A 12,950-nucleotide genomic window follows, 5' to 3' on the forward strand; every position below is an offset into this window, starting at 1 on the left:
AAGGAGACAGCGGGATGAAGCTTGACCGGATGATTGGGATATTATCGATTCTTTTACAGCAGGAAAAGGTGACTGCGCCCTACCTTGCAGAGAAGTTCGAGGTTTCCCGCCGCACGATTAATCGGGATATCGAAGCGTTGTGCATGGCGGGAATTCCTCTGGTGACAGAGCAAGGGGTAAACGGCGGTGTCTCTATTATGGAAGGGTATAAGATTGAGCGTACGCTGCTTAGCACGTCGGACATGCAGGCAATTCTGGCAGGGCTTCGGAGCCTTGACAGTGTGTGTGGGACGAACCGTTATGCACAGTTAATGGAGAAGCTATCGGCAGGCGCATCCAACCTCCTTGCAGGGGATACGCATATTTTGATTGACCTTTCCTCCTGGTACAAGGACACGCTCTCCCCCAAAATAGAATTGCTGCACGGCGCAATCATCTCTGGTCGGAGGGTTTCGTTCTGCTACTATGCGCCGAAAGGGGAATCGAGGCGGACCATAGAGCCTTATGACCTGCTGTTCCAGTGGGCTGGTTGGTATGTATGGGGCTGGTGCGTAAAAAGAGAGGATTTCCGGCTGTTTAAGCTGGGTCGGATGACAGAGCTTCAGATGGGGGAGGAGTTTGAGAAGCGATCTAGTCCTCCTTTGCCGGAGCTGTCCCCTGAACGGATATTCCCTAATGCTTACCAGGTAAAAGCAAGGATACAGCCGGAATATAAATGGAGGCTGGTGGAAGAATACGGGCCTGACAGTTTTATCGAACAGCCGGACGGCACGCTGCTCTTTTCTTTCGGGTTTGTGGATAAGACAAGCATTGTGGGGTGGATTGCTTCCTTTGGGGGAGGCGCAGAGCTGCTTGAGCCGTCACAGTTTCGGAAGGATGTTCTGGAATTTGCGGAAGGAATTCGGAGCAAATATCTTTGACAAAGATATTTGCAAAGGTTGATTTCCAGACAAGGATTTTTTATAATAAATGAAAAGTTATAATTTTGTAGGAGAGATTGAGTCATGAGAATATATATGGATAATTGTTGCTATAATCGTCCTTATGACGATCAATCACAAATGAGGATTCATTTAGAGACAGAAGCAAAACTTCATATTCAGGATATGGTAAAAAAAGGAGAAGTGGAGTTGGTTGCTTCATTTGCGCTAACTTATGAAAATGGAAAAAATCGATTTGCACACAAACGAAAAGCTATTTCACAATTTATGGAGGCGAATGCCTCATACTATGTCGGGATGGAAAATGATAAACAAGTAGCGGAAATTGCAGAAGCTATTAAGCTAACAGGAGTTAAAGATATGGATGCGTTTCATGTTGCATGTGCAATTTTTTCTGAGAGTGATTTTTTTATTACTACAGATGATAGAGTGCTAAAATTTCAATCTGAAAAGGTAGAAATAGTGAATCCAGTGGAGTTTATCAGGAGAAAGGAGGAGAATGGGGATGAATAATGCCGTTGAAATTATGGATAAGGGGTTTGCATGTTTAGTCGAGAAACTGGGTGTTGTAAATGCAGAGCGATTTATTGCAATGATTAAAAGAGATAGTTTTGATTATACAATCTGGAGAAAAGAATATTTTAAAGATGTGGATTTAGAAGAAATCAGGGAAGAAGCGGTTGCTTATGATAAGTCCCACCCATTTAAAGGAAAAGCTGTCAGGCTCTAAATCACTGATATATTTTCTGACAATAACTCGGAATACTTAATAAGCCACTAGGGGAAGGTGATATGATACCTCTATAGTGGCTTATTTAATAAATTTATTTTTGGGGAAAGGAAGAAAGAGACATGGCATCAAAAATTGAATTTGTAGAATATATTGCAGACCAGCTTCGCGAGGCCGGAGCCATTACGTACAGAAAGATGTTTGGAGAATATGGCATCTATTGCAACGGGAAGATTTTCGGCGTAATTTGCGAAGACCAGCTATTTCTTAAGATTACCAAGGCGGGACAGGAGATACGGCCTGAATTGCCGGAGGCGCCGCCCTACAAAGGGGCAAAAAACTATTTTCTTGTGGAGGATGTGGAGGACGCAGAGGCATTGACGAAGCTTGTAAAAGCAACGTATGAAGAACTTCCAGAGCCAAAGCCCAAAAAGCGCAAGACGAAATAAGCACATACAACAAGGAAGGAAATAGACATCATGCAGAAAATATTGTTACTGGAGGACGACAAGAGCTTAAACCGCGGGATAACGCTGACTTTGCAGAAAGCGGGATACGCAGTCACTTCGGCGTTTACGCTGGCAGAGGCCATGAGCTGTCTTGAGGAGGAGAGCTATTCTCTTATTATCTGCGACATTACACTTCCGGATGGAAGTGGCTTAGAGCTGGGACAAAAGATTCGTAAGCTTGGCAGCACATATTTTATTTATTTGACGGCAATGGATTCAGAGATTGATATTGTAAATGGATATGAGACAGGGGCAGACGATTATATTACGAAGCCGTTTTCTCTGATGGTACTGGTATCTAAGGTAAATGCTCTTATGAGGCGGATTAACATTACAGAAGAATACAGCAGCATTATGGTATGTGGGGATATAGAGCTGAATTGCAGGGAGATGAAGGTGTATCAAGGCGGCCAGGAGATATCGCTTAGCAAGAAGGAGATGCAGCTATTGACCTATCTCTGGGAGAACGGGGGGCAGATTGTATCCAAGGACAGTATTTTAGAGCATGTTTGGGATGTGGATGGACAGTTTGTGGATGAGAACACGGTGACTGTCAATATCAGCAGATTGAAGAATAAGCTAAAGACAGATGGGATTTCCAATGTGAGAGGATTAGGATATATATGGACCGAAAAAGTCGTAAGAAAGTAAGAAAATATGTGATTATTTATCTTGTATACTTTGTGCTTTTCTCGGTATTTATGTTCGTATTAGAAAAATATGAGGTTGTGAATAACCGGCAGAGGATGTTTGGACTCATAGCGGCTCATCCTGAGCTTGAGGCGGAAATCATAGCGGCGTGGGAGAAGCCGGAGAATGATAAGGACGACGATGAACAACTGAAAATCTTAAAAGACAAGTATGGTTATGAGGAGAACAGTACCGCTGCCCATAAGTCATGGTGGAGCTTCTGGGGAGCCGGCGTGTTTGCAGGAGTATTGGCGCTTGTGTTTGCAGGGTATTGGAATTGTAGGAAGCGGGATGATTCTAAGGAAAATCTTCTCATACTGTACGAGAGCCTGGAGCAATTCAGGAGAGGGGAATTTGGAGACATTCCGGATTACGAAAAGGATTACAGGGTGAATTCGGAAGAATGGAGGAAAGTGTGGGAGGCTCTGAGAGAGTTGGGCGTATATTTTGCCGAGTTGAAACGAGCGTGTAAGGAAGAAGAAGACAGCACAAAGGCATTGATCACGGACATTTCGCACCAGTTAAAGACGCCTCTTGCATCCCTTAGGATGAGTTATGAGCTGGTGTCTGATTATCAGCTTACCAGCAAGGAACGCCTGGAATTCCATGAGCAGGAAGAACGAGAAATCGAGAAGCTGGAGATACTTTTGAAGGAATTGGTAAACCTGTCGCGGCTGGAAACCCGTATGATTCAGATTCAGCCTGTCCCTGCAAGCCTGAAAAAAACGATTGCGGGGGCTGTGAGCCAGATTTATATGAAGGCCAGAAATAAGAATATTGAGCTTCAGGTGGAGATGGAGGAGGATATGGAAATCTGTCACGACAGGAAATGGACAGAAGAAGCCCTCGTCAATGTGTTGGATAATGGGGTGAAGTATTCAGGAGAGCATACGAAAGTAACGGTGCGTGTAAAGAAGCTGGTCCGAAATGTCCTGATTGAGATAGAGGATGAGGGAATTGGAATACAAAAGGAGGAATTGTTTAGGATTTACCATAGATTCTACCGCGGAGACAGAGCGAAAAAGATGGCAGAAGAAGGCGCGGGCGTGGGCTTGTATCTTGCAAGGATGATTCTGGAACGCCAGGGCGGAACCATATCTGCCAAGACGAAGCCGGAAAAAGGCGCGGTATTACGGATTACGCTTCCAAGTCGGACATAACAAGATATCAAAACCCTTACAAAACTGTTATGGTTTTTGTAAGGGTTTTGCAATGTTAGAAAGATATAATCTGACTATAAGAAATAAACAGTATAGAGTTGTAACAATAAGCGACAATAATTGTACTGTGAAAATAATAAATATACAGGAGGTAATCTATGAATAGGGACAGCAGTAAGATTTTAGTGGTTGAAAATCTGGTGAAATACTATGGAGAAGGTGAAAACCAGGTTCGGGCGGTAGACCATACAGACATGGAAATAGAGAGGGGAAAATTTACGGCAATCGTAGGTCGCTCCGGCTCAGGAAAGTCTACGCTTCTGCACTTGATTGGAGGCTTGGACAGACCGGATGAAGGGAAGGTATGGATAGAAGGAAAGGATATCTTTGCCCTTAAGGACGACAGGCTGGCAGAGTTTCGCAGAAAAAAGATTGGATTTATTTTCCAGGATTTTAATCTGATTCCATCGTTGAATGTGTGGGAAAATATTGTGCTTCCCTTAGGGCTTGACAATCGGAAGGTGAGACGGGAGGACGTGGAGGAGGTTCTTGAGAAGATTGGAATTGCGGACAAAAAAGATGCCATGCCAAACGCACTGTCAGGCGGACAGAAGCAGCGTACAGCCATTGCCAGGGCATTGGTGACCAGTCCAGCCATGATTCTGGCGGATGAACCCACTGGAAATCTTGATTCACAGACAGAGTTAGAGGTGATGAGCCTTTTGAAAAGCTGCGTAAAGGATATGGGACAGACGTTGGTTATGATTACTCATGACGAAATGATTGCCCAGATGTCAGACCGAATGATTGAGATTGAAGACGGTAAGGCGGTGAATTGCTGATGAAAATGACAACGAGAGTTGCTTATGACAATATGAAATACTATAAGAGCAGGAATATATTGATTGGGATTGCCATCGTGCTGACGACGCTGTTACTATTTGTAATTCCTACGGTGGGGAAGGGGATGATAGATTACCAATTTGCGGCAGTAAGAAGGATGTATCCATCCTGGCACGCCCTCTACCGAAATGTGGATGAGGAGACGGTCCGCCAACTGGCCGCCCATCATGATATCTCCACATATGGATTTAGAAGTGACGCAGGGTATATGAACTTGGACGACGCGGATGTTTCTATGATGTTTATGGATGCAAAAGGGCTTGAATTATATAAAATGGAGTTGGCCAAAGGAAGATTACCGGAACGAGAAGATGAGATTGTAGTTTCAGAGGGAATTCTCAAGGAGCTGGGGCAGCAGGGGGATATTGGAGATACGATCACCGTTCCTTACCAGATATACAGAGGCGGTTCGCTGGATTTGACAGAGACAAAGGAGTTCCAAATTTGCGGATTTTTTGAAGACAGCGACAGTAATTTGGAGAATCGAATCTATACGTCTCTGGTATCAGAAGCATTTATCAAAGCTCAGGTTCCTAAAGAGGATATTGCCTATCGTTTCCTTTTACAGATTAATGATACAGATAAAGCCACAACAGACGATATCGAAGAAAGGATTAAGAACATTGCCAGCCAATTTGGAATTTCGGAAAATGAAACGAATATCAATATGGAGTATCTGGCAGCTAACTATGTAGATCCGGTTACCATACCTGTGATTATTGTGATTATGGCGATTATCATGCTGGCGGGAGTAATTACCATTTACAGTATTTATTACGTTTCCATGAACCAGAGGATTCAGGAGTTTGGAAGGCTTAAGGCGATTGGAGCCACGAAGCGTCAGATTAAGCAGATTGTACTGCGGGAGGGCTTATGCGTTGCTGCCTTTGCGATTCCGGTTGGTTTAGTGATCGGCACGCTGTCGGCCAAGGCTGTCATGTTCCTTTTTATAAATATGTTCGGTGAGGAGAGCGATTTTATGAGGGCCATGGGAGAAATAGTGGGAAACGGCGAGGTATCCCTTTGTTATTGGTGGGCGTATCTTATTGCTATAACAGTGACCTTATGTACCGTATATATTTCTCTGCTTCTTCCCATGCATAAGGCCGCAAAAATTTCTGAGATAGAGGCAATGCGCGCCCAGGGAACAGGAAAAAAGGTTCGCAGCAGCAGAAAAGGGTATGAATATATTACCATTGGACGGCTGACCTTAAGGAATCTGATGGATAATAAGAAGAAAAGCGCGATTACGATCATTTCCATGGCGGCTACGGGTGTATTCCTGATGATGGTTGCTACGGTCTTATCTTGTGCGAACCCAAGGGAGAGCGCTGACAGCTCATTGGTAGGCCAGTATGAAATTTCTCCCATTATAAAGGAGTTTGACAAGGAGCACCCGGAGCTTAGATGGTCGGAGGTACAAAAGGATAACCCCTTGGATGAGACATTAAAGCAGCAGATTGAGAAGCTCCCTGGAGTAGAGAAGGTTGATGCATTTACCTCAGTCAAAGTAACAGGCGACATGTTTCTGGAGGGTGATTCTAATGCAATCAACGGAGTTCCAAAGGAATATGCCAAAGAATTGGAAAAAGGGATTGAGAGAGGAAAAGTGACCTATGAGGAATTGAAGTCCGGAGATAAGGTGATTATGGACAGTGCCCTAAACCACTGGTATCCAGATTTGGACGTGGGAAGCAAGCTTAAGCTTGTGGTTCATGACGGGGACCGCGAGTATGAGAAGGAGGTTGAGATTGCGGCAGTCGGGAATTATGGAAGTGGAATGACGAACTATGCCTGGCTGATTATGGCAAAAGAAGCGGCAGACCGGTTATGTGAGAATAATGCAAATCTGTATTTCCATGTAATTGCAGATAAGGATTATGACCAGAAGCTTTTCGAGTCTTTGGAGGAAATCGTAAAAGCTTCAGGAAGGATTGAGATGCGGACTTGGAAAAGTGAATATGACCGCTGGAAATCAGCCATGGCAACCACCAGCGGCGCTACCTATGCGTTTCTTGGGATTCTGGCATTGATTAGTGTGATGAATCTGATTAATACCATGTTAAACAGCGTCCATGTGCGTAAGAAAGAGCTTGGCATGATGCAGGCCATTGGAATGTCTGATTCGCAGCTTATGAAAATGCTTCAGATGGAGGGACTTTTCTACACAGCAGGTACGCTCCTAATATCCGTGGGACTGGGAAGCATCGCCGGATATCCCATATTCCTGTACGCAAAGAGGGATGGAATGTTTAATATTACCACGTACCATTATCCGGCCGCAGCAGCCCTTATCGTAATTGCAGCGCTGATTCTGATTCAGATCTTGCTGGCAGTCGGAATCGGAAGGTCTGTGCGGAAGGACTCTTTGATTGACAGGGTACGGTTCAGTGAGTAATATTATCCCCTCCATAGTTTTGGTATCTTAGTAGACGACGTCCACCAGCCCAAAGGGCATGAATTACAGTGTGCTCTTTGGGCTTAGATGATACAGCTTCCCAATCAGTGTGCAAAGGGGACGATAGCAGACTAACGAGACCGCAATATTTCCACCACAGTGGAGTAGGTCGAAGGGGATTCCGGATACCCAGTAGGAGAAGCCGGCTGCCCATCCCCCCGCCAAAAAGTAGGGGATGGAGTACAGAAAACCGAAGGAAAGCCCATATGCCCCAAGAATGGCGCTGGTTGTAATGACTGACGTTTGCTGCTTTTTATTTAATAGGACAATCAGCGCCAAAATACTCCATATGTACAGATAGCCGAACCACCACAGACCAAAACCATAGATACAGCCCTCCAGGATTACGAATACATATATGATTAAGAAAACCTTCTTTCGATACACTTGTGTATATATGTATATCAGAAGGGACACAATTTCTATATTTGGCAGGTAGGACATGCCTACCTGCCCGATGAGCAGGATTGCGCCAAGAAGTGCCATGCTCACCAGTTCTTCTGTATTGACTCTACGCATGGTTATTCTTAATATCCCTCTGTCAGTGTTAATTCAAACTTCTCCCCGTCTTCAATCGGTGTCTGGTCAGCAGAGGTGTTAAGCGCTTCCCCGTTCTTGGTAATGCACCACCATTGTTCTTTGGAATCGTCGGCTGTCTCACCGTCTACGGAGGTGATAAACATTCCGAATTCGCCCTCAGTTCCCTCTACAAGTTCCTCACTCTTTAATACTTCTCCAAGATAAGCCGCGTCTGTCTGGTAGACGAAGTCCTTGGAGGTTTCATCGGCATGTACCACGGTTACGGTAATCTCCTTGGCGCCGGTCTGACCTTTAGGCATAAATACCTTGTAGATGCCAAACATGGCAACTGCGGCGATCAAAACCGCTGCGATTAGAAGGATTACTTTTCTGTTAGATTGTTTTTGTGTTTTCTGTTCCATTTCTTTTGTTCCTTTCTTTTTTAAAGTCTGAATATCATTGTAAAATTTCCAAAGAAACAAAAAAGTTTGCTTATTTAAGCAAACTTCCCCCTTAATAGTGCAATAGAGATAGAATGTTTCGCTTTGGACGGAAGCCCCATTCTACATGTATGCAGGTAGTCTGGCTTCGGGCATGACCCTCACAGTGACCCCATCGCTCAGGATTCTCACCTGATTCCCGCTGCATATATGCGTAGATTTTCTATATAAGCACAATGATATGCAAGAACTGCCTGTTATACGGCAATCCCTGATGAGATAATACTATAAAATATTACAAGATTCAAGTTATTTTTCAAAAGAGTCTAACAGTCAATATGGTTACAGCGCTTCCTGCCTCCGATAGATCAGGTAGGATAGTCCGGCTGATACAAATTCTGTAAAGCAGAAGGAATACCAGACGCCGTCCGCACCAAAGAGGCGGCTTAAAAGAAAGGCGGCGGGCATAATCAGTATAACGTAGCGAAGCAGCGAGATGCAAAGGGACGGAGTTCCTTTCCCCAATCCTTCTAATGCACCTGAGCAGGTGACGGAAACTGCCGATACGATAAATCCAAGGCTGATAATGTGGAGGGCTGTCACACCGATTTGGATGGTCTGTGAATTCGAGGTAAACAGACCGATTAACTCGGCCGGAATGAGCCAGGACAGGATTGTTCCGATACACATGACGCCCATGGTGAGAATAAGTGTGGTCCTGAAAATCCTCCGGACACGTTCTTTTTCCCCTGCGCCGTAATTGTAGCCCATCAGGGGGCGGATACCCTGGATGATTCCGTTTGCCGTCAGATAGATAAAGGTCTGTAGTTTATAATAAGCGCCAAGTACCAGTACGTAGGTTTCGGAAAACGCCGCAAGAATCCCGTTTAAAACCGAAATAAGCAGGGATGGAAGGGCAAGGCTTAAGGTTGCCGACAGCCCCACAGAGTATAGCTTCATTGCTATGTTTTTCTCCGGCTTCAGATATTCGCGTTTTACCTTTACGGGAATAGGGTCTGCCTTACAGAACACCAGGTATGCAATCAGTGTTAATACCTGCCCGATTCCGGTTGCATACGCTGCCCCTGCGATACCCATTGCGGGAAAGAAGCCGATTCCAAAGATCATCAGCGGGTCCAGGATGATATTTGTTACAAATCCAAGCATCATACAGAACATGGATACTTTCATCTTTCCTACTGCCTGGAATAGCTTCTCATATACCAAGGTAAGAGCAATTACAGCAGAAAATAAAAATGCACGGTTTGAATAGTTAAGCGCCATCTTGATTACCGTTTCATCCGAGGAAAACATCCTAAGGAACGGGGGCATGATGGCAATACACAGGATGGTTAAGAAGATTCCGTGAAGAAGATTCAAAAACCATCCCTGGGAGGCGGATTTGTCGGCATTGACTTGGTCGCCTGCACCGAGAAAATAGGCCACAGTTGCATTGATTCCGATTGCAAACCCGATTGCAATGGCATTAATCATATTCTGGATGGGGAAGACCAGGGCCAGCGCGGTCATGGCATCCTCGCTTAATTTTGCCACAAAGTAGCTGTCCACGATGTTGTACAGGGAATTGACTGCCATGGAAATGACCATAGGCAGGGACATGGACAGGACGAGGGGAAGAATCTTCTTTTCTTTCATAAATGTTTGCTCCATAATGTACCTCCGTTTCAACATAAAAACGCCACACAAAAACTTCTCAGTAATTGTGTGGCGAAAAAAGATTGCTCTTGAAAAATCCACTCCCGTAATGGGTTTGATATTAGTATGTCATAAGGGGACGGGAATGTCAATCCCTTAATTGGGGGTTTTGTTTCTAATCTTTTTCCTTAATTTTTAAAAGTTAAAAGGAGAAATTAAAATAAAATCGTAGCAGAAGTGGAGGCTGTTTCCAAAGGAGATATTGACGAACGGGTTCAAGAATATTATGATAAGTATGAGATACTTTTGGAATTCAGAGGTGAGAAGGAATTCAGAGTGCATGTAGCTGTACAGGAGGGAATCGAGATCGGATTCTTCCAGGCGGCGCGCATCATACTGCGTTCTCTTATGATCTGACTTCCGAGAAAATGGGCGATTGGGCGGTATATATGGGCATTGAGGCTGTCTATATCGACAAAGACACGACAATCCGCCAGTTCAAGAACGAGCTTGGTGTGGAACAGTGTCGCGTACCGCAAATAGGAGGAGCAACGCATGAGCAACGTAAAAGAAGTAATTGAAAGCGGCAGGGCAGTCCTTGGTATTGAGTTAGGCTCAACCAGGATTAAGGCGGTTCTAATCGACGAGAACCATAAGCCGATTGCGTCAGGGGACCACGAGTGGGAGAACCGGTTGGAGAATGGTAACTGGACGTATTCGTTGGACGATATCTGGACAGGGCTTCGGGACAGCTATAAGAACCTGGCGGCAGATGTGCAGAATAAGTACGGAGTAACGCTTAAGAAGATCGGTTCTATTGGCTTCAGCGCAATGATGCATGGATATATGGCATTTGATAAGGAGGGCAAGCTTCTGGTTCCCTTCCGTACCTGGAGGAATTCAACCACAGGGCCGGCGGCGGAGAAGCTGATTGATTTATTCCAGTATAATATTCCCCTTCGCTGGAGTATTGCCCATCTGTATCAGGCAATTTTGAATGGAGAAGACCATGTGAAGGATGTAGCGTATTTCACGACATTGTCAGGTTATATTCACTGGAGGCTGACAGGCGTGAAGGCTCTGGGTATCGGGGACGCATCCGGTATGTTCCCCATTGATGTGGAGAAGAAGGATTTCAACGAGGAAATGGTTCAGAAATTCGACGAGCTGGTGGCTGATAAGAATTTCCCATGGAAATTAAGAGATATTATGCCGAAGGTTATGGTTGCCGGAGAAGAAGCGGGCGTATTGACAGAAGAAGGCGTAAAGCTTCTGGATGAAAGCGGTAATCTTGAGGCGGGAATCCCCTTATGTCCGCCGGAGGGCGACGCCGGAACAGGGATGGCCGCAACTAACAGCGTTGCCAAGCGTACTGGAAATGTTTCTGCCGGAACCAGCGTATTTGCCATGATAGTGCTTGAGAAGGAGCTTAAGAAGGTATATCCGGAGATTGATCTTGTGACCACGCCGGATGGAAGCCTGGTTGCTATGGTACATGCCAACAACTGTACCTCAGATTTGAATGCATGGGTGGGGATTTTCCGAGAATTTGCAGAGAGCTTCGGAATAAAAGTGGATATGAATCAGCTATTTGGGACGCTGTACAATAAGGCCTTGGAGGGCGACGCAGACTGCGGCGGTCTGTTATCCTACGGCTATCTCTCCGGAGAATTTATCACAGGTGTGGATGAAGGGCGTCCATTGTTCGTAAGGTCACCAGAGAGTAAGTTCAATCTGGCTAACTTCATGCGTGTGAATCTGTTTACGGCGTTAGGGGCAATCAAGGTAGGTATGGACTTGCTCATGAAGGAAGAAGATGTGGCGATTGATTCGATTCTGGGACACGGCGGTCTGTTTAAGACAAAGGGCGTCGGACAGAGAATCCTTGCGGCAGCCATTAATGCACCCGTATCTGTTATGGAGACGGCAGGAGAGGGCGGCCCCTGGGGCGTGGCGCTTCTGGCGGCTTATATGAAGAATAAGGCAGAGGGAGAGAACCTGGAGGATTATCTGGCAAAGAAGGTATTTGAAGGAAATGCAGGAAGCAGGATGGAACCAGACCCGAAGGATGTGGAAGGATACGAGGTATTTACAGAAAGATACAAAAAGGGTGTGGCAATCGAGAAAGAGGCGCTTAAAAGCCTGATTTAGAAAAAAGGAGTTAAGATTATGCTAGAGCAACTGAAAAAGGAAGTGTATGAAGCTAATATGCTGCTTCCAAAATACGGGCTGGTTACATTTACCTGGGGAAATGTAAGCGGAATTGACCGCGAGAAGGGGCTGTTTGTGATTAAGCCAAGCGGCGTGGATTATGATAAGCTGACGCCGGAGGATATGGTGGTCGTTGATTTGAATGGAAATAAGGTGGAGGGTGAGTACAATCCTTCTTCAGATACCGATACTCATGTGGTTTTGTACAACCGTTTCCCAGAGGTGGGCGGCATCGTGCACACTCATTCCTCCTGGGCCACAAGCTGGGCGCAGGCAGGGAGAGGGATTCCGTGTTACGGGACAACCCATGCGGATTATCTCTACGGAGAGGTTCCTTGTGTAAGGAATCTGACAAAAGAAGAAATCGACCAGGCGTATGAAAAGAATACAGGCGTTTTGATTGCAGATGAATTCCAGGCGAAAAAGCTGGATTATAATGCTACTCCGGCGGTACTGTGCAAGAACCACGGACCCTTTACCTGGGGCAAGGATGCACATGAGGCTGTGCATAATGCGGTTGTATTAGAGGAGGTGGCGAAGATGGCCGCGCGGTGTGAGATGATTAATCCGCAGAATAAGCCGGCGCCACAGGAGTTACAGGATAAGCATTATTACCGGAAGCATGGCGCTAATGCGTATTACGGCCAGCCAGGGAAATAATTGAGAAGATACGAGGAGGAACCAGTCTGAAACAGCAGGCTGGTTTTTTCACAGGAGGGAATGATCCACAAGA

Annotated in this window: 14 protein-coding genes and 1 pseudogene; 12 read left to right on the forward strand and 3 right to left on the reverse strand. The window is 45.4% G+C overall.

What is annotated here, in order from left to right; all coding sequences use genetic code 11:
* The first annotated feature begins 14 nt into the window (after positions 1-14).
* The 8 genes from GN277_RS02590 to GN277_RS02625 all read left to right on the forward strand — a co-directional run bounded on the left by GN277_RS02590 (position 15) and on the right by GN277_RS02625 (position 7,331).
* Positions 15-920 carry a helix-turn-helix transcriptional regulator gene (locus GN277_RS02590; protein ID WP_159749578.1) on the forward strand — a complete coding sequence of 302 codons (906 nt, stop codon included), beginning with the start codon at positions 15-17 and terminating at the stop codon, positions 918-920.
* A gap of 84 nt (positions 921-1,004) precedes the next feature.
* Positions 1,005-1,454: a PIN domain-containing protein gene (locus tag GN277_RS02595; RefSeq protein WP_159749580.1), complete on the forward strand. Its 450-nt coding sequence runs from the start codon at positions 1,005-1,007 to the stop codon at positions 1,452-1,454.
* Positions 1,447-1,671 (forward strand): hypothetical protein, encoded by a 225-nt coding sequence (locus GN277_RS02600; RefSeq protein WP_159749582.1) that lies wholly within the window; start codon positions 1,447-1,449, stop codon positions 1,669-1,671. The genes GN277_RS02595 and GN277_RS02600 overlap by 8 nt, the downstream gene beginning before the upstream one ends.
* Before the next feature lie 122 nt (positions 1,672-1,793).
* Complete coding sequence (locus GN277_RS02605) at positions 1,794-2,120, forward strand: TfoX/Sxy family protein (protein ID WP_159749584.1); 327 nt, start codon at positions 1,794-1,796, stop codon at positions 2,118-2,120.
* Positions 2,121-2,150: 30 nt separating this feature from the next.
* The gene (locus GN277_RS02610; RefSeq protein ID WP_159749586.1) at positions 2,151-2,831 is read left to right on the forward strand and encodes a response regulator transcription factor; all 681 of its coding nucleotides are present in this window, start codon (positions 2,151-2,153) and stop codon (positions 2,829-2,831) included.
* Complete coding sequence (locus GN277_RS02615) at positions 2,804-4,030, forward strand: sensor histidine kinase (protein WP_159749588.1); 1,227 nt, start codon at positions 2,804-2,806, stop codon at positions 4,028-4,030. The genes GN277_RS02610 and GN277_RS02615 overlap by 28 nt, the downstream gene beginning before the upstream one ends.
* Before the next feature lie 158 nt (positions 4,031-4,188).
* Complete coding sequence (locus tag GN277_RS02620; protein WP_159749590.1) at positions 4,189-4,872, forward strand: ABC transporter ATP-binding protein; 684 nt, start codon at positions 4,189-4,191, stop codon at positions 4,870-4,872.
* Positions 4,872-7,331 (forward strand): ABC transporter permease, encoded by a 2,460-nt coding sequence (locus tag GN277_RS02625; RefSeq protein WP_159749592.1) that lies wholly within the window; start codon positions 4,872-4,874, stop codon positions 7,329-7,331. Before GN277_RS02620 ends, GN277_RS02625 begins: the two co-directional genes overlap by 1 nt.
* Positions 7,332-7,394: 63 nt before the next feature.
* On the opposite strand, the gene GN277_RS02630 is transcribed toward GN277_RS02625, so the two are convergent.
* The 3 genes from GN277_RS02630 to GN277_RS02640 form a co-directional block, all read right to left on the reverse strand.
* A complete protein-coding gene (locus GN277_RS02630; RefSeq protein ID WP_159749594.1) occupies positions 7,395-7,910 on the reverse strand; it encodes a hypothetical protein in 516 nt (171 codons plus the stop codon).
* Positions 7,911-7,918: 8 nt separating this feature from the next.
* Positions 7,919-8,332: a DUF4430 domain-containing protein gene (locus tag GN277_RS02635; protein WP_244324563.1), complete on the reverse strand. Its 414-nt coding sequence runs from the start codon at positions 8,330-8,332 to the stop codon at positions 7,919-7,921.
* A gap of 360 nt (positions 8,333-8,692) precedes the next feature.
* Positions 8,693-10,021, reverse strand: a complete 1,329-nt coding sequence (locus GN277_RS02640; RefSeq protein ID WP_159749597.1) for an MATE family efflux transporter — start codon at positions 10,019-10,021, stop codon at positions 8,693-8,695.
* Between the two features lie 222 nt (positions 10,022-10,243).
* On the opposite strand from GN277_RS02640, the gene GN277_RS02645 reads away from it, so the two are divergent.
* The 4 genes and pseudogenes from GN277_RS02645 to GN277_RS02660 all read left to right on the forward strand — a co-directional run bounded on the left by GN277_RS02645 (position 10,244) and on the right by GN277_RS02660 (position 12,877).
* Positions 10,244-10,423, forward strand: a complete 180-nt coding sequence (locus GN277_RS02645; RefSeq protein ID WP_159749598.1) for a hypothetical protein — start codon at positions 10,244-10,246, stop codon at positions 10,421-10,423.
* A pseudogene (locus GN277_RS31980) lies at positions 10,378-10,549 on the forward strand (L-arabinose isomerase); the annotation flags it as partial. The gene GN277_RS02645 and the pseudogene GN277_RS31980, both read left to right, overlap by 46 nt.
* A 12-nt stretch (positions 10,550-10,561) precedes the next feature.
* Positions 10,562-12,157: a xylulokinase gene (locus tag GN277_RS02655; RefSeq protein WP_159749600.1), complete on the forward strand. Its 1,596-nt coding sequence runs from the start codon at positions 10,562-10,564 to the stop codon at positions 12,155-12,157.
* Positions 12,158-12,175: 18 nt separating this feature from the next.
* Complete coding sequence (locus tag GN277_RS02660; RefSeq protein WP_159749602.1) at positions 12,176-12,877, forward strand: L-ribulose-5-phosphate 4-epimerase; 702 nt, start codon at positions 12,176-12,178, stop codon at positions 12,875-12,877.
* Positions 12,878-12,950 lie beyond the last annotated feature (73 nt).

It is taken from the genome of Sporofaciens musculi (genome assembly GCF_009830285.1).
GTDB lineage: Bacteria > Bacillota > Clostridia > Lachnospirales > Lachnospiraceae > Sporofaciens > Sporofaciens musculi.